The 20,981-nt window shown below is 55.4% G+C and carries 18 protein-coding genes; 7 read left to right on the forward strand and 11 right to left on the reverse strand.

Annotation, left to right across the window (positions count from 1 at the left end; genetic code table 11):
• Window positions 1-23: 23 nt before the first annotated feature.
• From ldtD to AAGR22_RS08565, 3 genes are all read left to right on the forward strand, one after another.
• Window positions 24-1,835: a L,D-transpeptidase gene (gene ldtD, locus AAGR22_RS08555; protein WP_073980960.1), complete on the forward strand. Its 1,812-nt coding sequence runs from the start codon at window positions 24-26 to the stop codon at window positions 1,833-1,835.
• Between the two features lie 188 nt (window positions 1,836-2,023).
• A complete protein-coding gene (locus AAGR22_RS08560; RefSeq protein WP_067703703.1) occupies window positions 2,024-2,575 on the forward strand; it encodes a YcbK family protein in 552 nt (183 codons plus the stop codon).
• Between the two features lie 43 nt (window positions 2,576-2,618).
• Window positions 2,619-3,248, forward strand: a complete 630-nt coding sequence (locus AAGR22_RS08565) for an MBL fold metallo-hydrolase (protein ID WP_345831277.1) — start codon at window positions 2,619-2,621, stop codon at window positions 3,246-3,248.
• A gap of 150 nt (window positions 3,249-3,398) precedes the next feature.
• Here the strand turns inward: AAGR22_RS08565 and AAGR22_RS08570 are convergent, their stop codons facing one another.
• The gene (locus AAGR22_RS08570; protein ID WP_345831278.1) at window positions 3,399-3,617 is read right to left on the reverse strand and encodes a hypothetical protein; all 219 of its coding nucleotides are present in this window, start codon (window positions 3,615-3,617) and stop codon (window positions 3,399-3,401) included.
• 514 nt (window positions 3,618-4,131) lie between these two features.
• Window positions 4,132-4,299, reverse strand: a complete 168-nt coding sequence (locus AAGR22_RS08575) for a hypothetical protein (protein ID WP_345831279.1) — start codon at window positions 4,297-4,299, stop codon at window positions 4,132-4,134.
• Window positions 4,300-4,708: 409 nt separating this feature from the next.
• Here AAGR22_RS08575 and AAGR22_RS08580 point away from each other — a divergent pair, with 409 nt between their 5' ends.
• Window positions 4,709-4,939 (forward strand): hypothetical protein, encoded by a 231-nt coding sequence (locus AAGR22_RS08580; RefSeq protein ID WP_345831280.1) that lies wholly within the window; start codon window positions 4,709-4,711, stop codon window positions 4,937-4,939.
• A gap of 780 nt (window positions 4,940-5,719) precedes the next feature.
• On the opposite strand, the gene AAGR22_RS08585 is transcribed toward AAGR22_RS08580, so the two are convergent.
• From AAGR22_RS08585 to pncB, 4 genes are all read right to left on the reverse strand, one after another.
• Entirely contained in the window at window positions 5,720-6,910 is a 1,191-nt protein-coding gene (locus AAGR22_RS08585; RefSeq protein ID WP_345831281.1) for an amino acid aminotransferase, read from the reverse strand.
• Window positions 6,911-7,225: 315 nt separating this feature from the next.
• Window positions 7,226-8,398 (reverse strand): porin, encoded by a 1,173-nt coding sequence (locus AAGR22_RS08590; protein ID WP_067702887.1) that lies wholly within the window; start codon window positions 8,396-8,398, stop codon window positions 7,226-7,228.
• Between the two features lie 299 nt (window positions 8,399-8,697).
• Complete coding sequence (gene asnS, locus AAGR22_RS08595; RefSeq protein ID WP_067702890.1) at window positions 8,698-10,098, reverse strand: asparagine--tRNA ligase; 1,401 nt, start codon at window positions 10,096-10,098, stop codon at window positions 8,698-8,700.
• Between the two features lie 175 nt (window positions 10,099-10,273).
• A complete protein-coding gene (gene pncB / locus AAGR22_RS08600) occupies window positions 10,274-11,494 on the reverse strand; it encodes a nicotinate phosphoribosyltransferase (RefSeq protein ID WP_067702900.1) in 1,221 nt (406 codons plus the stop codon).
• Window positions 11,495-11,741: 247 nt separating this feature from the next.
• Between pncB and pepN the strand changes: the two genes are divergently transcribed.
• A complete protein-coding gene (gene pepN, locus AAGR22_RS08605; RefSeq protein WP_067702903.1) occupies window positions 11,742-14,357 on the forward strand; it encodes an aminopeptidase N in 2,616 nt (871 codons plus the stop codon).
• A gap of 201 nt (window positions 14,358-14,558) precedes the next feature.
• On the opposite strand, the gene ssuB is transcribed toward pepN, so the two are convergent.
• From ssuB to ssuE, 5 genes are read right to left on the reverse strand one after another with little or no spacing between them, the layout of a single operon-like run.
• Complete coding sequence (ssuB, locus tag AAGR22_RS08610; RefSeq protein ID WP_067702906.1) at window positions 14,559-15,347, reverse strand: aliphatic sulfonates ABC transporter ATP-binding protein; 789 nt, start codon at window positions 15,345-15,347, stop codon at window positions 14,559-14,561.
• A complete protein-coding gene (gene ssuC, locus AAGR22_RS08615) occupies window positions 15,344-16,135 on the reverse strand; it encodes an aliphatic sulfonate ABC transporter permease SsuC (RefSeq protein ID WP_067702910.1) in 792 nt (263 codons plus the stop codon). The genes ssuB and ssuC overlap by 4 nt, the downstream gene beginning before the upstream one ends.
• Before the next feature lie 7 nt (window positions 16,136-16,142).
• Window positions 16,143-17,288: an FMNH2-dependent alkanesulfonate monooxygenase gene (ssuD, locus tag AAGR22_RS08620; RefSeq protein WP_067702913.1), complete on the reverse strand. Its 1,146-nt coding sequence runs from the start codon at window positions 17,286-17,288 to the stop codon at window positions 16,143-16,145.
• Window positions 17,289-17,303: 15 nt separating this feature from the next.
• Window positions 17,304-18,260, reverse strand: a complete 957-nt coding sequence (locus AAGR22_RS08625; RefSeq protein ID WP_345831282.1) for a sulfonate ABC transporter substrate-binding protein — start codon at window positions 18,258-18,260, stop codon at window positions 17,304-17,306.
• A 15-nt stretch (window positions 18,261-18,275) separates the two neighbouring features.
• Window positions 18,276-18,827, reverse strand: a complete 552-nt coding sequence (gene ssuE / locus AAGR22_RS08630) for an NADPH-dependent FMN reductase (protein ID WP_067702916.1) — start codon at window positions 18,825-18,827, stop codon at window positions 18,276-18,278.
• Window positions 18,828-19,110: 283 nt separating this feature from the next.
• Between ssuE and pyrD the strand changes: the two genes are divergently transcribed.
• Together pyrD and AAGR22_RS08640 are read left to right on the forward strand one after the other, a co-directional pair.
• Entirely contained in the window at window positions 19,111-20,121 is a 1,011-nt protein-coding gene (gene pyrD / locus AAGR22_RS08635) for a quinone-dependent dihydroorotate dehydrogenase (protein WP_345831283.1), read from the forward strand.
• Window positions 20,122-20,429: 308 nt separating this feature from the next.
• Window positions 20,430-20,972 carry a cell division protein ZapC gene (locus tag AAGR22_RS08640; RefSeq protein ID WP_067702921.1) on the forward strand — a complete coding sequence of 181 codons (543 nt, stop codon included), beginning with the start codon at window positions 20,430-20,432 and terminating at the stop codon, window positions 20,970-20,972.
• The last annotated feature ends 9 nt before the right edge of the window (window positions 20,973-20,981 follow it).

Below are 20,981 nucleotides of genomic sequence, written 5' to 3' on the forward strand. Positions count from 1 at the left end.
AGACATTGCTCAGGAGGCAAGGGATGTTGCTGGCAAAATCGTTTACTGCAAGGTTATCCCTGTTGGGTTGTTGTCTGGCGCTCTCCCTGGGGGGGAGTCACTCCGCCGTGGCAGGTATTCCTCCTGTTTCCGCGCCGGTTAACGTATCAGTGAGTCACTCTCAGGCACAGTCACAGATATTGGCCCACCTACCAGCGGGCTATCGCCCTTTTTATCTGAGCCAGCTGGCGTCGCTCTATGCCAGTCATGGTATGCGCCCGATGTGGCAGGATCGTCAGGCCGTCCGGCAGTTTCAACAGCAGCTGGCCGAAGTCGCCATTTCGGGTGTTCAGCCGCAGTTTACACAATGGATAAAACTGCTGACCGAGCCCGCCGTTACCGGTCAGGCGCGGGATGTTGTTCTGTCGGATGCCATGCTGGGCTATCTGCAATTCGTCTCGAATGTACCGCTTAAAGGTGAGACCTGGCTCTACAGCAATGTGCCTTACAAGATGGAGGCACCTGGCCAGTCGGTGATTAACCAGTGGCAAAGAGCCGTAGCGGCAAGTCGCGATGAGGCCTTTATCGTCTCGCTGGCGCCGCAGCACCCTCAGTATCCGCGTATGCATCAGGCGCTTAAAACGCTGCTGGCTGATACCCACCCCTGGCCTCAGCTGGCGGGTCGGGAAACCCTGCGTCCGGGCCAGATGAGTGATAGCGTCCCAGCGCTGCGTGAAATTTTGCAGCGCACCGGTATGCTTTCTGCCGATACGCAGGCACCGAGGCCAGATGAGGATGCCGTGCCAACCTCGAACGTGCCAGTCAGCGTCAGCGACGTCAACGTGGCGGTAAGCCCGTCCGCAACGCCGCAGCCTGAGAGTGTGAAAGCCGATACGCCCAATGCGGTCGGCGATCTTCAGGGCGCGACGCCGCCCGCTAACCCGACTCTGGTCTATAGCGAGGATTTAGTTGCCGCGGTGAAACGCTTCCAGCGCTGGCAGGGGCTGGAAGCCGACGGCGCCATCGGTCTGCGTACCCGCGAGTGGCTGAATGTTTCGCCGCAGCGGCGTGCGGCGCTGCTGGCGCTAAACATTCAGCGCCTGCGGTTGCTGCCTGATGACATGCACAATGGCATTATGGTCAATATTCCCAACTATTCGCTGATCTACTATCTCAACGGGAATCAGATTCTGGCTTCAAGGGTGATAGTTGGACGCCCGGATCGCAAAACTCCGCTGATGCGCAGCGCCCTGAATAACGTGGTGCTGAATCCGCCGTGGAATGTGCCGACCACCCTGGTGCGCAAGGATATCGTGCCTAAAGTCAAAGTTGATCCCTCCTATCTTTATAAGCATAACTACCAGCTGCTTTCGGGATGGGATAGCGAAGCGCAGGTTATCGATCCCACGACTATTGACTGGAATATGATTTCCGCGGCCTCTTTCCCTTATCGCATCCGTCAGGCTCCGGGCGCAACCAACTCACTTGGCCGTTACAAATTCAATATGCCCAGCTCGGATGCTATTTATCTGCACGATACGCCGAACCATAATCTGTTCCAGAAGGATATTCGCGCGCTCAGCTCTGGCTGCGTCAGGGTGAACAAGGCTTCCGATCTCGCTAATCTGCTGCTGCAGGATGCTGGCTGGAATAATGTGCGCATCTCCAGCACCCTGAAGGAGGGCGATACCCGCTATGTTCCTATCAGGCATCGTATTCCGGTCAACCTCTATTATCTGACCGCGTGGATAGCTGACGACGGTGAGCCGCAGTATCGTACAGATATTTACAATTATGATAATACCGTCCGTTCCGGTGCGCAGGCACTGGCGGCCGCTGGTCAGTTATTGCTCTAATGACTGATTAAACAGGAGTAAAGGTTTTTTCGCAGTGAAGCGATACGCCCCTTTACGCAGCAGGAGTTTTCACTCTTGCTGCGTCGCTCACATTCCTCGGGTTGACTCCCCTCATGGCCGCGGTTATGGTTGCGAACATTAACTATTTCGCACTCTATCTAACCATTTATGCTGGGTAATACTGAATGATGGATAAATTCGACTCTCAACGCCGCAGATGGCTGACGCTGGGCGGTGCAGCCCTCGGTTGTGCACTGCTTCCCGGACAGGCTTTCGCCTCGCTTTCCACCTCCCGTCCTCGCATTTTGACACTCAATAATCTCAACACGGGTGAAACGCTCAAGACTGAGTTTTTCAATGGCAAAAGCTATGATAAAGATGAGCTTACGCGGCTAAATCATTTTTTCCGCGACTACCGGGCAAATCAAATTAAGAGTATCGATCCCCGCCTCTTCGATCACCTTTATCGTCTCCAGGCGATGCTCGATACCCGCAAACCTGTACAGCTCATCTCGGGTTATCGTTCCCTGGCGACTAACAATGCCATGCGCACTCACAGTAAAGGGGTGGCGAAGCACAGTTTTCACACGCTCGGACAGGCAATGGATTTCCACATTGAAGGTATTTCATTAAGCAATGTTCGCAAGGCAGCGCTTTCCATGCGCGCGGGTGGTGTAGGATACTATCCGAGAAGTAATTTTGTGCATATTGATACCGGCCCGGTACGGAGCTGGTCGTAATGAAATCCCGGTAAGTCCTCCGATGAGCCGGTAATGGAGCGTTATGAATTATCAAACTATTCCGGTGACGTCGTTTGAGCAGAACTGTTCATTAATCTGGTGCCCCGAGACTCATACGGCGGCGATTGTCGATCCTGGTGGTGATGCCGGGAAAATAGAGGCGCAGGTGGCGGAGCAGGGCGTTACCGTCAGCCAGATCCTGCTGACGCACGGTCATCTCGATCACGTGGGAGCCGCTGCAGAGCTGGCTAAGGTATACGGCGTACCGGTAGTTGGCCCGCATAAGGCGGATGCCTTCTGGCTTGAGGGGTTGCCCACACAGTCTCAGATGTTTGGTTTTCCCCACTGCGCTCCGCTGACGCCTGACCGCTGGCTGGAAGAGGGCGAGACCGTGCAGGTGGGCAATCTGTTACTTGAGATCCTGCTTTGTCCTGGCCATACCCCCGGCCATATTGTCTTTTTCGATCGCACTTCACGCCTGTTGATTTCGGGCGATGTGATTTTCAATGGTGGCGTGGGACGTACCGATTTCCCGCAGGGCAGCCACAGCGATTTAATCAAAGCCATTAAAACTAAGCTTTTGCCGTTAGGTGATGACGTAACCTTTCTACCCGGGCACGGACCTAAGTCCACTTTGGGACGCGAGCGTATTTCAAACCCTTTTCTTCAGTAGTATTTCCGGCGGGTGGTCAATTCCAGCGGTTGTCGGCCAGATGTTTAGGCGGTGATATTTGCTGTTCCGGAGGGCAATCCTGGTGATTGGCGTTTGGTTATACAGGCTGCGATATCTGCTATGCCGGATGATAATCCCATGGTTTGTGGGTTAGTTTTGCAGGCAGGTGATACCTGCTTTTCCGGTGGATAATTCCATGGTTTGTGGGTTAGTTTTGCAGGCGGTGATATCTGCTGTTCCGGTGGATAATCCCTGCGGGTGACGGGCGTCCTCACGCCACGCGTTGCGTGGTGCCTTTGGCTCCGACGCCAGGCCGGACGGCCCGGTCGCGAGCGGGCATCCCTGCCCGCCGCTCCCTGAGTGCAGCATCCCTGCTGCCCTCGCCTGGCCTTCCGTCTTCGCCGCAGCGCTGCGGAATGCCCGTCACCCGCTGGGATTATCCACCTCTCAGGCTTCCGAGCCGCTTTGAGTAAACCCGTTTATCTGGCCAGCTATCTGATCGATTTCCAGTTAAGCGCTGTTCGTGCGCAGGCTTTTGAGCCGCTTTAAGTTAACAACGTCGGTTTTTTGTGCCACCCGTTAGCGCACTGTAATGAGGCTGGCGAGCCGCAATATCCGTTATTTCGCGCGCAATCCCAGCGCCCGCTGATCAGTTGTATCGGCTGCGATACCTGCTGTGCCGGAGGACAATCCTGGTGGTTGTCGGTTGGTTATACAGGCTACGATATCTGCTGTGCCGGATGATAATCCTATGGTTTGTGGGTTAGTTTTGCAGGCGGTGATACCTGCTGCTCCGGTGGATAATTCCATGGTTTGTGGGTTAGCTTTGTAGGCTGTGATATCTGCTGTTCCGGTGGATAATCCCAGCGTGTGACGGGCGTCCTCACGCCACGCGTTGCGTGGTGCCTTTGGCTCCGACGCCAGGCCGGACGGCCCGGTCGCGAGCGGGCGTGCTGCCGCTCTTTGAGTGCAGCATCCCTGCTGCCCTCGCCTGGCCCTCCGTCTTCGCCGCAGCGCTGCGGAATGCCCGTAACCCGCTGGGATTATCCACCTCTCAGGCTTCTGAGCCGCTTTGAGTAAACCCGTTTATCTGGCCAGCTATCTGATCGATTTCCAGTTAAGCGCTGTTCGTGCGCAGGCTTTTGAGCCGCTTTAAGTTAACAACGTCGGTTTTTTGTGCCACCCGTTAGCGCACTGTAATGAGGCTGGCGAGCCGCAATATCCGTTATTTCGCGGGCAATCCCAGCGCCCGCTGATCAGTTGTATCGGCTGCGATACCTGCTGTGCCGGAGGACAATCCTGGTGGTTGTCGGTTGGTTATACAGGCTACGATATCTGCTGTGCCGGATGATAATCCTATGGTTTGTGGGTTAGTTTTGCAGGCGGTGATACCTGCTGTTCCGGTGGATAATTCCATGGTTTGTGGGTTAGTTTTGCAGGCTGTGATATCTGCGGTTCCGGTGGATAATCCCAGCGTTTGCCGGGCGTCCTCACGCCACGCGTTGCGTGGTGCCTTTGGCTCCGACGCCAGGCCGGACGGCCCGGTCGCGAGCGGGCGTCCTGCCCGCCGCTTCCTGAGTGCAGCATCCCTGCTGCCCTCGCCTGGCCCTCCGTCTTCGCCGCAGCGCTGCGGATTGCCCGTCACCCGCAGGGATTATCCACCTCTCAGGCTTCTGAGCCGCTTTGTTTGAAACCGTATGACTTTCCGCAGGCTACTGAGTCGCTTTTGGTGTACACGTTCAAATGTCTACAGATATCTTAACCACTTCCAGTTAGGCCGTACTAACGCGTAGGCTTTTGAGCCGATTTTAAGCAAACCGGCTTTCTTGTTTGCCTGGTCCTATTCTTTTTCTAACCTGCTGAAGGGTTCCCTGTAACACCCTAAACCGCTGTTGCTCTCAACCAGTACAATGCGAAGGAGCAGGTGAGTGGTGCCCCAATCTTTGTCGCACCGGACACCGTCCGCAGGCGACGGCTCTAAGCCTTTAGCACGGAAGTTGTCTTACTTGTATAGTTATGTTTGTTTGAACCACAGGCGAATGATCTCCTGTAACACCTGAAACTGCCGTTACCCGCAGCCAGTTTAGGCAAAAGGAGCAGGCGGGTGGGGCCCGGTGACAGGCAATCCGCAGCGCTGAGTGAAGAGAGTAAGACCCGGATGGGCCAGCAGGGATGCTGGCACAAGGGCATGCCGGGACAGGGATGTCCCGTCATGCCCGGTCCGAAAGGTCGACGAGCGGAACGAAGGAACCGCGCCACGCGCGGCGTGAGGACCGCCAGGCACCGGGCCCCACCCGTTGGCGACATCCCCACCCGTTGGCGACATCCCCACCCGTTGGCGACATCCCCACCCGTTGGCGACATCCCCACCCGTTGGCGACACCCCCACCCGTTGGCGACACCCCAGCCTTTGCCGCACCGGGCCCCCCCGCAGGCGACACCCCCAGCCTTTGCCGCGTACCGTAATGCCCTTAAAGAACCGCCACGATGGCTTCGCAAAGCGGTGACATATTATCCGGCGTCATCCCCGCAACGTTAACGCGGCCGGAATTAACCGCATAAACGCCAAACTCCTCGCGCAGGCGAATCACCTGATCTTTACTCAGGCCGCTGAATGAAAACATACCGTTCTGGCTGATGATAAAGCGGAAATCGCCTTTCGCGCCTTTCTCCTGCAGCGTATTCACAAACAGCTGGCGCATACGGTGGATACGCTGGCGCATATCGGTCAGCTCCTGCTCCCAGATGGCACGCAGCGCCTTATTGCTCAGAATGGTGGCTACCACCGCTGCGCCGTGTGCTGGCGGGTTAGAGTAGTTAGCCCGGATAGTGTATTTAACCTGGCTAAAAGCGGTAGTGGCAACGGCGGCGTCGCTGGCGACAAGGGTCAGCGCCCCGACGCGCTCATTATACAGGCCAAAATTCTTCGAGTATGAGCTGGCGACCAACAGCTCCTGATGGCTGGCAGCGAAAATACGCAGGCCTTCAGCATCTTCCTCAAGACCACGGGCAAAGCCCTGATAGGCGAAGTCAAACAGGGGCAGCCAGCCGCTGGCCTGGGAAACTTCAGCCAGTGTTGCCCACTGTTCGGCGGAAGGATCAACGCCGGTAGGGTTATGACAGCAGCCGTGGAAAAGTACGATATCACCCGCTTTTGCGCCACGCAGAGTGCTTAGCATACCGTCGAAATCGAGCGAATGTGTGGCCGCATCGTAATACTGATATTCGCAGACCTCCAGACCAGCAGCCTCGAAAACATTTTTATGATTCGGCCAGCTTGGATTGCTGATCCAGATACGCTTTGCGCCAGTCTGGGTCGAAATAAAATCGGCTGCTACGCGAAGCGCACCGGTGCCACCGGGTGTCTGCGCGGTACGCGCGCGCTGGCTGCTGATAACCGTACTTTCTTCGCCGAAGAGTAGCGCCTGGGTGCAGCGGGCAAAATCGGCCAGTCCATCAATGCTCAGATAGTTTTTAGTCTTTTCGTTTTCCAGCAGGTGCTGCTCAGCTTTTTTTACGCTGGTCAGCACGGGTGTATTACCGGTTTCGTCTTTATAGACGCCAATGCCGAGATTGATCTTATTTGGACGATCGTCGGCGCGAAAAAGATCGGCTAAACCAAGGATGGGGTCGGCGGGTGCTGCTGCAATGCGTTCAAACATAGTCAAATTCCGTTAGCGTCATCTGAAACGAAGTGTGCATCCAGATTACCGCCTGAGGGCACAAAATGCCAACCGTTTGCGGGGGAAAACAGGGGAAGTAAATTTATTCATGTCAGCACCAGTGGATAATAAATTGCTCGCTTTTCACGTTAGGCTGACAGATATCGGGCAATGGGCGGGACGTGTTGTATTTAATTGAAGCGGAATGATGTGGAGCGCGAGCGTCAATTCTTCTGTCTTGCGGAACAAATAAAAATGGGGCCGAAGCCCCATTTAATGACAGCGTGGAGATGAGCAGGCCATCCCACAGAGCAATTAGAACTGGTAAACCAGGCCTACTGCTACGGTGTCATCGGTGTTCAGACCCAGAGGGTTGTTGTCTTTCAGCAGGTTGATCTGGTAGTCAACGTAGGTAGACATGTTTTTGTTGAAGTAGTAAGTCGCACCAACGTCAGCGTATTTGATCAGGTCAGCATCGCCAATACCGTTGCCGATGTCTTTGCCTTTAGACTGAACGTAGCCCAGTGAAGGACGCAGGCCGAAATCGAACTGGTACTGTGCAACCAGCTCAATGTTCTGTGCTTTGTTAGCAAAAGAACTGATGCTGCCGGTCTGATTGTTGCTGAACGTTACCTGAGAGCTGGTAAACGGCGTAGCGTTACGCGTTTCACCGTACATTGCAGCCAGGTAAACGCTGTTAGCGTCATACTTGATGGCCGTTGCCCATGCTTCAGCGCGCTTGCCTGCACCATTGTTAATGGTGACGTCGTTGCCATTTGCGTCAAGTACCGCATTGCCGCTGCTGTCATTCAGAGTACGAACGCCAGAGGCCTGAGCGTTGGTACGGTCATAGGAACCATAGGCACCGGACACGCCCAGACCCACTGGTGAGGTGTAGCTGGTAGAGATGGCGTAGCCATCACCGTTTGAACGACGGGTATCGTCACGGTCGTTTTTACCCTGATACTGGAGAGCGAAGTCCCATCCATCAACCAGGCCAAAGAAGTTAGTATTACGATAGGTCAGGACACCAGTGGTACGGCCACCCAGGATACCTTCGTCGGTATAAGCTGAGTCACCGCCGAATTCTGGCAGCATATCCGTCCAGCCCATTGGATCGTACAGCAGGCTGTAGTTACGGCCATAATCGATTGAGCCGTACTGAGCGAATTTCAGACCGGCGAAGCCCAGACGCGTCTTGTTACCGCTCTGCGCATCAGAACCTTCAGAATTGTTGGCGTTAAAGTTGTATTCCCACTGGCCGTAACCGGTCAACATATCGTTGATCTGCGTTTCGCCTTTAAAACCAAAACGAACGTATGACTGATCGCCATCATTGCTGTCGTTATCAGAAAAATAGTGCAGACCAACCGCTTTACCGTACAGGTCCAGCTTGTTGCCGTCTTTATTATAAATTTCTGCTGCATTGGCTGCGCCTGCTGCTAAAAGTGCCGGGATAACCAGTGCCAGAATGTTGCGCTTCATCATTTTTATTACCCTCATTGGAGTTATTTGGACACCTGCCACTGCCGTCAACAATTCTTTACAGAACCCCGAAGAGAGTTTGGTGTCTTCCTGTGTCTGCACGCATCTTTCCATTCGCAGCGCGGTTAATCTAGCCCGAAAATGCTACTAATCTCGTATTCTGGTTACAATTAGAAAATATGTATTACAAGATGTAAAAATCACTGAACTTTGTGAAGCATCTCATGATTTACAAAAATAAAAAAAGGCCAGCGAGGCTGACCTTATTTATATATATGAATTTCTTATATTTAATGCTGAAATCAGAAGCTGGCGTTGCGCGGCGTACGTGGGAACGCGATAACATCTCTTACATTTTGTACGCCAGTGACATAAGCGATTAAACGTTCGAAACCTAATCCGAAACCTGAATGCGGTACGGTGCCGTAGCGACGCAGATCGCGATACCAGGAATAATCTTCTTTATTGAGTCCCATTTCGGCCAGGCGCGCATCCAGAACGTCCAGCCGCTCTTCACGCTGTGAACCCCCGATGATTTCACCAATGCCCGGAGCAAGAACGTCCATAGCCGCAACGGTCCGTCCATCATCATTCAGGCGCATGTAGAAGGCCTTAATGTCTTTAGGATAGTTTTTGACGACTACCGGGGCTTTGAAGTGTTTCTCAGCCAGGTAGCGTTCATGTTCGGAGGAGAGGTCAATGCCCCATGAAACGGCATTCTCAAACTTCTCGCCACAGGCAATCAGAATCTCTATGGCGTCGGTGTAATCGACCTGAGCAAAATCCGTCGTTACAAATTGTTCCAGGCGAGAAATGGCTTCTTTGTCTACGCGCTCTGCGAAGAAAGCCATATCATCGGCACGCTCGTTCAGGACCGCTTTAAACACGTATTTCAGCATCGCCTCAGCCAGCGCTGCGTTATCTTCCAGATCGGCAAACGCCACTTCCGGCTCCAGCATCCAAAACTCGGCCAGGTGGCGGCTGGTGTTGGAGTTCTCCGCGCGGAAAGTTGGGCCAAAGGTATAGATTTTGGAAATCGCACTGGCGTAGGTTTCGCCATTAAGCTGACCGGAGACGGTCAGAAAGGCTTCTTTGCCGAAAAAGTCTTCGTCGAAATTGACTTTACCTTCTGGCGTACGCGGCAGGTTTTCAAAGTCCAGCGTCGATACGCGGAACATTTCACCGGCACCTTCGGTGTCAGACGCGGTAATCAACGGGGTGGAAACCCAGAAAAAGCCCTGCTCATCAAAGAAGCGATGCAGCGCCTGGGCCAGGGTATGGCGAACGCGGGCTACGGCACCAATCAGGTTGGTGCGTGGGCGCAGGTGGGCGACTTCGCGCAGATACTCAATACTGTGACGTTTTGCCGCCATGGGATAGGTATCAGGATCGTCAACCCATCCGACGACCTCAACGGCAGTGGCCTGGATTTCAAAGCTTTGACCTTCACCCGGTGACTCAACAACTTTTCCGGTGATCGCCACCGAACAGCCGGTAGTCAGGCGCAGGACTTCATCCTGATAATTATTCAACGCATTATTGACGACAGCCTGGACGGGATTAAAGCAGGAGCCGTCATACACGGCAATGAAGGAAATACCGGCTTTTGAATCTCTTCTTGTACGCACCCAGCCGCGTACGGTGACTTCACTGTCAACCGCGACCCGGCCATGCAGTACATCCGCTACAGGCACAACGCTCATAAAAGTCTCTCACTATTATTCAGAAGGGGAAGTTATTACCCTAAATTGGGGTGATGCTATGTTACTTGCCGACTGGCGAGACACAAGAAGAATTCGTTATCGGGTGGGAGATTTCTTAACGAAAGAGAGAAGGATAAGAGAAGAGGGGAGACCTCTTCTCTTAATGACGCAAGGGTTAACTGGCTTTCTTGACCAGCGGCAGATCAAACGCCTTGCGCAGGGCGCGAACGAAGGCTTTATCCTGACAAATTGTTTTGCCCGGGCTGTCGGAGAGCTTAGCGACCGGTTTGCCGTTGCACTCCACCAGCTTAATAACAATATTCAGCGGCTTAACCTGAGGGATGTCGCAGGTCAGGCGGGTGCCGATGCCAAAGATGACGTCTGCCCGTTGCCCAAAATGCGCATAGAGATCGACCGCTTTTGCCAGATCGAGGTTATCCGAGAACACCAGCGTTTTGGTTTTCGGATCGATGCCCAGCGTTTCATAATGGGCGATCGCTTTTTCACCCCATTCCACCGGGTCGCCGGAGTCATGGCGCAGACCCTGATAACGGTTAGCAAACGTCTGGCCAAAGTCGCGCAAAAAGGCATCCATAGTAATGCAGTCGGTCAGTGCGATACCCAGATTATCAGGGTACTCATCAAGCCACGCCTGGAGAGCCGCGCGCTGGCTGTTTGCCAGCACCGGGCTAATCTGCTGATGGGCCTGAAACCATTCATGCGCCTGGGTTCCCACCGGCGGTAGCGCCAGACTGCGCGCAACATCATAGTTGCTGGAGCCGACCAGCCAGGGGACGTGCTGCTTAAGCGTGCTGACAATCGCGCGCTGCACGTCGCCCGAGAAGCGGCGGCGCGTGCCAAAATCCATCAGCTTAAAGCGCGACATATCCATCGAATCGGTCAGCCTGCTGAAATCAGCCAGCTTGCTGTTCAGACGGTCAACCGCCATGGCGGTCTGCACCCCTGGGGATCGGTGGCGATGGACCACTTCGCTTATCAGCGCCAGCAGGGGGACTTCCCACATGATGACCTCAAGCCAGCTTCCGCTGATGCGGATATCCAGCTTGCCGTGATGGTTGCGAACGCGTACCTGGCTGGGATCGTAACGAAACTGCTTTAGCCAGGTGAGATAATCCATTTTGAAAAAAGGCAGCTCTGCCAGATAGTTTGCTTCGTCGCCGGTCAACGCCAGCGTGCGCATCATGTCGATTTGTTCTCTAATTTCATCGGCATAAATACCCAGCAAATCGTCACCCCGGCAGCGGAATTCCGCCACTACGGGGACGTTCTGGTAACGATGGAACACTGCCTGTTGCATGTGCAGCTTGTAGGCATCCGTATCAAGCAACGTCGTCAATATCGGGGAATCATGTCGTGTCATGGTGCGTTTCAGCATCCTCTGGCGAAGAGCGTTATCCCTGGTTCAAAATAGTAAAGACGCAGGAGTATAACGTGAATCCTCATTTATTGAACTCAATCACAGCATAAATCATCGGTTCAGGTCGAGGGCAATCTGTGCGCTTGTTAATGAAATGTGTATTTAGGGCGCTTTATTTCTGTCGGGACAGGATTGTACGTGGCAACATGTCGCTAACAGGAATAGACTTGAAATGATTAACTAATTGTCGACGTGAGAACGCCCTATGACGCAACTGCCGCAAGCCAAAAATCGCCATGATTACCGTGCACCCGATTATACCATCACCGATATTGACCTGACGTTTATCCTGGATGCCAGCACAACGCAGGTCACCGCCATCAGCCAGATCAAACGGCTGAATCCGGCGGCAGGTGAATTACGTCTTGATGGCGAGAATCTGACGCTCATTTCGCTGACGATCGACGACACCCCCTGGCCGCACTATCGCCAGGAGCCGGATGCGCTGTATATCAGCCAGCTTCCCGACGCGTTCACTCTGAAAATCGTCAACGACATTCATCCGGATCAAAATACCGCGCTGGATGGCCTGTACAAATCCGGCGATGCGCTCTGCACCCAGTGCGAGGCCGAAGGCTTTCGCAATATCACCTGGTACCTTGACCGGCCGGACGTGCTGGCGCGTTTTACCACCACCATCATTGCTGAACAAACACGCTATCCCTTCCTGCTCTCTAACGGTAACCGCGTAGATGGCGGCCAGATGGAAGACGGGCGTCACTGGATGAAGTGGGAAGATCCTTTCCCTAAACCCTGCTATCTGTTTGCGCTGGTTGCGGGCGATTTCGATGTGCTGCGCGACAGCTTCAGAACGCGCTCTGGCCGCGACGTCGCGCTGGAGATCTTTGTCGATCGCGGTAATCTCGATCGCGCCGACTGGGCGATGACCTCGCTCAAAAACAGCATGAAATGGGACGAGGAGCGTTTCGGTCTGGAGTACGACCTGGATATCTTTATGATCGTCGCCGTCGATTTCTTTAATATGGGTGCGATGGAAAATAAGGGCCTCAACGTCTTTAACTCCAAATACGTGCTGGCGAAGGCGGAAACGGCAACCGATAAAGACTATCTCGGCATTGAAGCGGTGATCGGTCACGAATATTTCCATAACTGGACCGGCAACCGCGTCACCTGCCGCGACTGGTTCCAGCTCAGCCTGAAAGAGGGGCTGACGGTGTTCCGCGATCAGGAGTTCAGTTCCGATCTGGGGTCGCGTGCGGTCAACCGCATCGACAACGTGCGCATTATGCGTGGCGCCCAGTTTGCTGAAGATGCCAGTCCGATGGCGCATCCGATCCGTCCTGAGCAGGTGATCGAAATGAACAACTTCTACACCCTGACGGTGTATGAGAAAGGTTCAGAAGTGATCCGCATGCTGCACACCCTGTTGGGTGAAGAGAACTTCCAGAAGGGCATTCAGCTCTACTTCGAGCGCCACGACGGCAGCGCAGCCACCTGCGATGAATTTGTGCAGGCGCTGGAGGACGCGTCCAACGTCGATCTCTCCCAGTTCCGTCGCTGGTACAGCCAGTCCGGCACGCCGGTGCTGACCGTGCGCGATGACTACAACCCTGAACTGGAGCAGTATACGCTGCACGTCACCCAGGTGACGCCGCCGACGGCCGATCAGAAAGAGAAGCTGCCGCTGCATATTCCGCTCGATATCGAACTGTACGATGCCGAGGGCAGGGTGATCCCGCTTCAGCACAATGGGCATCCGGTGCATCACGTACTGAACGTGACGGAAGAGTTCCAGTCGTTCGTTTTCGATAAAGTCTACTTCCAGCCGGTACCCTCTCTGCTGCGCGAATTCTCTGCGCCGGTGAAGCTGGAGTATAACTGGAGCGATGCGCAGCTCACCTTCCTGATGCGTCACGCACGTAATGACTTTGCCCGCTGGGATGCGGCACAGAGCCTGCTGGCAATCTATATTCGTCTCAACGTTGCACGCTATCAGCAGGGCCAGCCGCTCTCTTTGCCGCTCCACGTTGCCGATGCTTTCCGCGCCGTGCTGCTGGAAGAGAACAGCGATCCGGCGCTGATGGCGCTGATCCTCTCGCTGCCGGGCGAGAATGAAATTGCCGAGCTGTTCGAGATAATCGATCCACAGGCAATTTCTGACGTGCGCGCCGCGCTGGTGCGCCTGCTGGCAACCGAACTGGCTGACGAATGGCTGGCGATTTATAACGCGCACCATACTCTGACGTATCGGGTTGAACATGCTGACATGGCGAAGCGCGCGCTGAAAAACGTCTGTCTGGGCTATCTGGCCTTTGGCGACGAGGCGCTGGCGGAAAAAGTGGTTACCGCGCAGTTTGAGCAGGCGAATAATATGACTGACTCGCTGGCTGCTATGTCGGCGGCGGTGGCAGCCGGGCTGCCCTGCCGGGATGCGCTACTGGAAGCCTTTGACAACCGCTGGCATAAAGATGGCCTGGTGATGGATAAGTGGTTTGCCCTGCAGGCGACCAGCCCCGCGCCGGACGTCTTAAGTCAGGTTAAGGCGCTGCTCGGACATCGATCCTTTACCCTGAGTAATCCAAACCGTATTCGATCGCTGATCGGCGCATTTGCTTCCGGCAATCCGGCGGCGTTCCATGCGGCCGACGGCAGCGGCTATCAGTTCCTGGTTGAGATTTTAACCGATCTGAACACCCGTAATCCGCAGGTGGCCTCCAGAATGATTGAGCCGCTGATCCGTCTTAAACGCTACGATGCGTCGCGTCAAACGCTGATGCGCCAGGCGCTGGAACAGCTACAGGGGCTGGAGAAGCTCTCAGGCGATCTTTTCGAGAAGATAACCAAAGCGCTCAATGCCTAAAGGTCGGCGCTAGCCGACGGCGGAATTCACTAAAAGCGCCAAACCGCCGCTTCCCTGTCAGCATGACTGACCGGGTAAGCGGCGGTTTTTTTATTTAAGGAGGGATTGGTGCCGTGTGAGACCCGCCCGCGACCGGATAAGATCCTAATCCTCACGACTGTCGTCCTGCTGCCCGGGCGTGGCATCAAAGATGCGCACGCTTTATCGCTGTGCGTAATGCTTTTCTGCTTCGGCAGGCGAGCGCTTCATCACCCGGTCCAGCACCTTCGCTTCCAGCTCTGCCAGCCTGACGGAACCTTTACGGCGAGGGCGGGGCAGATCGATGGTTAAATCCAGCCCAATCTCTCCCTCTTCGATCAGCAGCACACGGTCTGCCATTGCCACCGCTTCGCTGACGTCGTGGGTGACCAGCAGCACGGTAAAATGGTGCTTCTGCCACAGGGATTCGATCAGGTCCTGCATTTCAATGCGCGTCAGGGCATCCAGCGCCCCCAGCGGCTCATCCAGCAGTAGCAGACCGGGACGGTGGATCAGCGCACGCGCCAGCGCCACACGCTGCTTCTGGCCGCCCGACAGTGCCGCAGGCCACTCTGCTGCGCGCTCTGCGAGGCCCACAGCCTCCAGCGCCTGCCGCGCCGCCTCTTTCCAGGCGCGCCCTTTAAGGCCCAGCCCGACGTTATCAATTACGCTTTTCCACGGCAGCAGGCGCGCATCCTGAAACATCAGCCGGGTGTCGTCTTTCGCCTGGCTAAGCGGCGCACTGCCGGCTAAAAGTGCGCCGGTCGAGGTCTTTTCCAGTCCGGCCAGCAGGCGCAGCAGGGTGCTTTTACCGCAGCCGCTGCGTCCGACTACCGCCACAAACTGGCCGGAGGGGATATGCAGATTAATGTCATTCAGCACCGTACGACCATTGTACTGCTTGCTTACGCCGTTAATCGCCAGAGGCGTTCCGGCATTAAGACGCGCGGGAGAGGTGTTAACGTCACTCATGCGAAATCCTCCTTCAGTTGATAAGCGGGATGCCAGCGCAGCCACCAGCGTTCAAGCAGCAGCGCGCTGACGTCGGCCAGCTTGCCCAGCAGGGCGTATAAAATAATGGCGACCACCACCACATCGGTTTGTAAAAACTCACGGGCGTTCATGGCCAGATAGCCAATCCCGGAGTTCGCTGAGATGGTTTCAGCCACGATTAGCGTCAGCCACATCAAACCCAGCGCGAAGCGTACGCCAACCATAATTGACGGCAGCGCGCCCGGCAGCACCACCTGAATAAACAGACTCCAGCCAGAAAGCCCATAGCTGCGTGCCATCTCCACCAGCCCCCGGTCAATATTGCGGATGCCGTGATAGGTGTTGAGATAAATGGGGAACATGGTGCCGAGGGCCACCAGGAAAATTTTGGCCGATTCGTCGATGCCGAACCAGAGGATAACCAGCGGGATCAGCGCCAGATGCGGAACGTTACGCAGCATCTGAATTGAGGTGTCCAGCAGACGCTCCCCAAGGCGGGACATGCCGGTTATCAGGCCAAGAATCAGCCCGATGGACCCGCCGATGCCGAAACCAACGGCCGCTCGCCAGCTGCTGATGGCCAGGTGCTGCCACAGCTCACCGCTGACCGTCAGGTGCCAGAAGGTCACCACGATCGCCTCCGGCGAAGGCAAAATTCGGTTAGAGAGCCAACCGGTTTGTGAGGCAATCTGCCACACCACCACCAGCGCGATCGGCAGCGCCCAGGGAATAAGCTGATTGTTGATACGCTTAAGCTGCTTGTTCATGGTTACCTCAGCTCTGGGAGACTTTTTGTGGGGCAAAATCATGGGCTACCGCTTCGCCGTGAGCGACGACTGCCCGGGGCTGGGGAATTTCTGGCACCTCAAGATCCAGGTGGGGGAACAGCAGTTCACCCACGCGGTAAGCTTCCTCAAGGTGCGGATAGCCGGAGAGAATGAAGGTTTCAATGCCCAGGTCGGCATACTCCTGCATCCGGGCGGCTACCGTTTCGCCATCCCCCACCAGTGCCGTTCCGGCACCGCCGCGCACCAGTCCAACGCCGGCCCAGAGGTTGGGACTGATTTCCAGCTTGTCCCTGCGCCCTCCGTGCAGGGCCGCCATACGCTGCTGGCCGACGGAGTCCGTTCGCGCCAGCGCGGCCTGCGCTCTGGCGATGGTGGCATCATCCAGATGGGAGATCAGGCGGTCGGCGGCGCGCCAGGCTTCTTCATTCGTCTCGCGAACGATCACATGCAGGCGAATGCCAAATTTAACGCTACGGCCCTGCGCCGCCGCTTTGGCGCGGACCTGCTCAATCTTCTCTTTGACCTGCGCGGGGGGCTCGCCCCAGGTCAGATAGACATCGACCTGTTCGGCGGCCAGATCCTGGGCTGGCTCTGAGGAACCGCCAAACCAGAGTGGAGGACGCGGCTGCTGTACTGGCTTAAACATCAGGCGCGCACCGCGCACCCTGACGTGTTTACCTTCATAGTCCACCGTCTCGCCCTCCAGCACGCGACGCCAGATGCGGGTAAATTCCGCCGATTCTTCATAGCGCTCACGATGATCGAGGAACACGCCGTCACCGGCCAGCTCGTCGGCATCGCCGCCGGTGACCAGGTTGAACAGCGCGCGACCATTCGATAAACGGTCAAGCGTGGCGGCCTGACGGGCGGCCTGGGTGGGTGAAATCACGCCGGGGCGCAGCGCCACCAGAAAGCGCAGCCGCTGGGTGACCGGGATCAGTGATGCCGCGACCAGCCAGGCATCTTCACAGGAGCGTCCGGTAGGGATCAATACCCCACCAAAACCCAGCCTGTCCGCAGCCTGCGCTACCTGTTGCAGATAGCCGTGATCGACCGGGCGTGCCCCTTCGGCGGTGCCCAGATAGTGACCATCACCGTGGGTAGGAAGAAACCAGAAAACGGAAAGACTCATCGCGTAACTCCTTAATCAGTTCACGGTGGGGGCGTGCCAGATGCGGCTGGAAATATCCACCTTCACCGGCATTAAATGGTTGGCATAGAATAAATCGGCGGTCTGCTGCTGCGTTTTTTCCGTTTTGTCGCTGACGGGGGTAATCGTCGTTGGCGGACGGTGATCCAGATAGCTGGCGATGACCGCTTTCGGCAGGCCCATGGTGCTGGACAGCAGGGCGATACTGTTATCGCGGTCGCTTTGGGTCAACGCATCTGCCTGGCTGAACGTCTCCAGCACCTGGCTGATAAACGCGCCGTGGGCCTCGGTAAATGAACGCGTAGCCAGATAGAACGAACCGGTTTGATTAAGCTGGCTGCCGTCGGTAAGCACACGCACGCCGCCCTGCAACAGCGCGGCGGAGTAGTAGGGATCCCAGATGGCCCATGCATCGACATCGCCCTGCTGGAAAGCCGCGCGTGCATCGGCGGGCGTTAGCCAGACGGGTTTAATGTCGCTGAATTTCAGGCCGGCTTTCCCCAGCGCCCTGAGCAGCAGATTGTGCGAGCTGGAGCCTTTCTGTAGCGCCACTTTATGGCCTTTCAGATCGGCAACAGTTTTATAAGGGCTGTTTTTCGCCACCAGAATCACTTCAGCCCTGGGCTTAGGGGGTTCCTGACCGACGTAGAGCAGGTCGGCCCCGGCAGCCTGGGCAAAAATAGGGGGAATATCGCCGGTACTGCCGAGATCGATACTGTTAACGTTAAGCGCTTCCAGCATTTGTGGCCCCGCAGGGAATTCGACCCATTTGAAGTGCGTGCCAGGGAAGCGCTTTTCCAGCAGCTGGTGCGATTTTGTCAGCACCATACTGACCGACCCTTTCTGATAACCAATCCGGAAGGTTTCAGGGGCAGGGGAGTCGGCCGCCAGCGCGCTATGCAACATTATGCCGACGAGCATCAAGGTACCCGTTACTTTTGCAAACAGCTTCACGATCGGGTTCCTTAATCAGACGGCGACGGCCAGCGGCTGATGGCGACGAGACAGCGCCTGCCAGAAAGTTTCAATGGACTCGGCAATACGCGCCTCTAGCACCGGAGACAGCTCCGGCTGGCGATCGTAATGGGTCACCTGCGTATCATCGGCGAACACGCCGTGCAGGACTTCCTGCGCCTTAAGCGCGCTCAGTACGGGCTTAAGGGCGTAATCCACCGCGAGCATATGTGCCACAGTGCCGCCCGTTGCCAGCGGCAGAACCACTTTATGCTCAAGCGCCCGCTCGGGTAGAAGATCGAGAACGGTTTTCAGGGCACCGGAAAAAGAGGCTTTATAGACCGGGGTGGCAACGATCACGCCATCGGCACCCGCAAGGTCTTCCTTAAAGGCCAGCAGCGCAGGGGAATCAAAGCGGGCATTAAGCAGATCTTCCGGAGGGAAATTGTGCAGATTCCACGGAATAACGTCCACGCCGCGTTCCTCAAGCGCATGCTGACAAAGGGTCAATAACGCCGTGGAGCGTGAGGGATAGCGAGGACTTCCCGCCAGAGTAATAACGCGCATCGCCTCTCCTTATAACTAAAAGTTATTGATTAAACATATTAGATAACGAACAGGCTTATCCTGACAGAGTGAGGAAACAGGCTTAAATGATTTATCCGGCATTTATAAGTTACTTTCCGAATAAGAGTCGCCCGTAGATTTAGGGCGGGATGCGCGCAATCGTTTTACATTGAGTCAAAAGGACTTTACCATTTTGCCCCGCGCACAGCGTCACGCCACTGGCATGCAGTTCGGCGTATACCTTTTTAATCAGCCCCACTGCTGGGGTCATTCAGGAGCCTTTATGTATTACCCTCTGGTCCGTAAGGCGCTTTTCCAGCTTGATGCTGAGCGCGCGCATGAGTTGACGCTCCGGCAATTGCACCGCATTACCGGGACGCCCCTGCTGCCTTTGATCCGCCAGTCGCTGCCTTTCAAGCCCGTTAACTGCATGGGGCTGACGTTCAAAAATCCGCTGGGTCTGGCCGCAGGACTGGATAAAAATGGTGAATGTATAGATGCACTGGGCGCACTGGGCTTTGGCTTTATAGAAGTGGGTACGGTGACCCCGCGTCCGCAGGCGGGAAACGATAAGCCAAGAATGTTCCGCGTGCTGGAGGCTGAAGGCATCATTAATCGTATGGGATTCAATAATCTCGGTGTCGACCAGCTGGTGGAAAACGTTAAAAAGTCGCATTTTGACGGCGTGCTGGGGATCAATATCGGTAAAAATAAAGACACGCCGGTTGAGCAGGGTAAGGAAGACTATTTAATCTGCATGGAGAAAATTTATCCTTATGCAGGCTACATCGCCATCAATATATCTTCTCCCAATACCCCTGGCCTGCGTACGCTGCAATATGGCGAAGCGCTGGATGATTTGCTAAAAGCGATTAAAGAGAAGCAGAAAGATCTTGCCGCGCGCCATCATAAATATGTTCCTCTGGCGGTAAAGATCGCTCCGGATCTTTCCGAAGAGGAGCTAAGCCAAATTGCCGACAGTCTGGTGCGCCATAATATTGAGGGTGTTATTGCTACCAATACGACGCTCGATCGTTCTCTGGTCGCCGGATTAAAACATGCCGACGAAGCGGGAGGGCTAAGCGGTCGTCCCGTTCAGTCACGCAGTACGGAAATAATTCGTCGCCTGTCCCAGGAACTCCAGGGACGGCTGCCGATTATCGGCGTGGGGGGCATTGATTCACTGGTCTCAGCGCGGGAAAAATTAGCGGCTGGCGCTTCGCTCATTCAGGTGTATTCCGGGTTTATTTATAAAGGCCCGCCGCTGATAAAAGAAATTGTGAACCACCTCTGAGGGTGAATGCCGTCCCGACAGCGCTATTTTATTGGAGAGGGTAAATCCTACCCTCTCCAACATTTCACCCGTCGCACTGCCGCTTTTGTGTGCGATATCCTGCCGGAATTATCTCGAAAATATTGCTCCGGGTCCCAGGTTATCTGCCTGGGGCTTTATTTTCCCCGCTGGCTCGTTTATATTTTATCCTGTTTAACCGCAATGCTTACTCTCTGGACGCGATGGACGCTATTTATTGCGGTTTCGTCCGACGTTCTTATGCTAATTTTGCGTCCGTAATGTAAATAAGTATTACAATGGAATACATCATGAGAAATAAACCTGACGACAGCTGGCGCTGGTATTTCGATGCAGAGCAGGATTGCATGATGCTGGATTTTGCGGACGGCTCGATGTTCCGATCGCGCTTTACGCGCAAGGTATTGACGCCGGATGCCTTTAGCGCCGCAGGCTTCTGCGTTGACGATGCCGCAATGTTTTTCAGCTTTGAAGAGAGCTGTCGGCGCTGCAACCTGGATAGCGAACAACGCACGCAGCTGGTGCTGAACGCGCTGGTGGCCTGCCGCTTCCTTAAGCCCCTGATGCCCAAAAGCTGGCATTTCGAAACGCATCCAGGCCACTGCCATCCGGCAGAGGGCGAGCTGGTGAGTGTGAAACTCTGTGAAACCGGCGAGTGGGCGACGCTGCTGGTGGCGGAAGCGGGCGAAAAGGCTGCACTTTGCCTGCTTGCGCAGCCTGAGCTAACGGTGGCCGGTCGCAGCATGGCGCTGGGTGATGCAATTAAAGTGATGCACGATCGCCTTATTCCGCTGGCGAAAGAGTCCGCCCACAGCTTCGCCAGAGCCGTCTAACGCCTGAGA

The sequence above is a fragment of the Erwinia sp. HDF1-3R genome (genome assembly GCF_039621855.1).
In the GTDB taxonomy this organism is placed as follows: Bacteria; Pseudomonadota; Gammaproteobacteria; order Enterobacterales; family Enterobacteriaceae; genus Erwinia.

Bases quoted from the DNA above. Each gene is read 5' to 3' on its own strand.
- ldtD (WP_073980960.1), top strand. From the start codon at position 24: ATGTTGCTGGCAAAATCGTTTACTGCAAGGTTATCCCTGTTGGGTTGT.
- AAGR22_RS08560 (WP_067703703.1), top strand. From the start codon at position 2,024: ATGGATAAATTCGACTCTCAACGCCGCAGATGGCTGACGCTGGGCGGT.
- AAGR22_RS08565 (WP_345831277.1), top strand. From the start codon at position 2,619: ATGAATTATCAAACTATTCCGGTGACGTCGTTTGAGCAGAACTGTTCA.
- AAGR22_RS08570 (WP_345831278.1), bottom strand. From the start codon at position 3,617: ATGCTGCACTCAGGGAGCGGCGGGCAGGGATGCCCGCTCGCGACCGGG.
- AAGR22_RS08585 (WP_345831281.1), bottom strand. From the start codon at position 6,910: ATGTTTGAACGCATTGCAGCAGCACCCGCCGACCCCATCCTTGGTTTA.
- AAGR22_RS08590 (WP_067702887.1), bottom strand. From the start codon at position 8,398: ATGATGAAGCGCAACATTCTGGCACTGGTTATCCCGGCACTTTTAGCA.
- asnS (WP_067702890.1), bottom strand. From the start codon at position 10,098: ATGAGCGTTGTGCCTGTAGCGGATGTACTGCATGGCCGGGTCGCGGTT.
- pncB (WP_067702900.1), bottom strand. From the start codon at position 11,494: ATGCTGAAACGCACCATGACACGACATGATTCCCCGATATTGACGACG.
- pepN (WP_067702903.1), top strand. From the start codon at position 11,742: ATGACGCAACTGCCGCAAGCCAAAAATCGCCATGATTACCGTGCACCC.
- ssuB (WP_067702906.1), bottom strand. From the start codon at position 15,347: ATGAGTGACGTTAACACCTCTCCCGCGCGTCTTAATGCCGGAACGCCT.
- ssuC (WP_067702910.1), bottom strand. From the start codon at position 16,135: ATGAACAAGCAGCTTAAGCGTATCAACAATCAGCTTATTCCCTGGGCG.
- ssuD (WP_067702913.1), bottom strand. From the start codon at position 17,288: ATGAGTCTTTCCGTTTTCTGGTTTCTTCCTACCCACGGTGATGGTCAC.
- ssuE (WP_067702916.1), bottom strand. From the start codon at position 18,827: ATGCGCGTTATTACTCTGGCGGGAAGTCCTCGCTATCCCTCACGCTCC.
- pyrD (WP_345831283.1), top strand. From the start codon at position 19,111: ATGTATTACCCTCTGGTCCGTAAGGCGCTTTTCCAGCTTGATGCTGAG.
- AAGR22_RS08640 (WP_067702921.1), top strand. From the start codon at position 20,430: ATGAGAAATAAACCTGACGACAGCTGGCGCTGGTATTTCGATGCAGAG.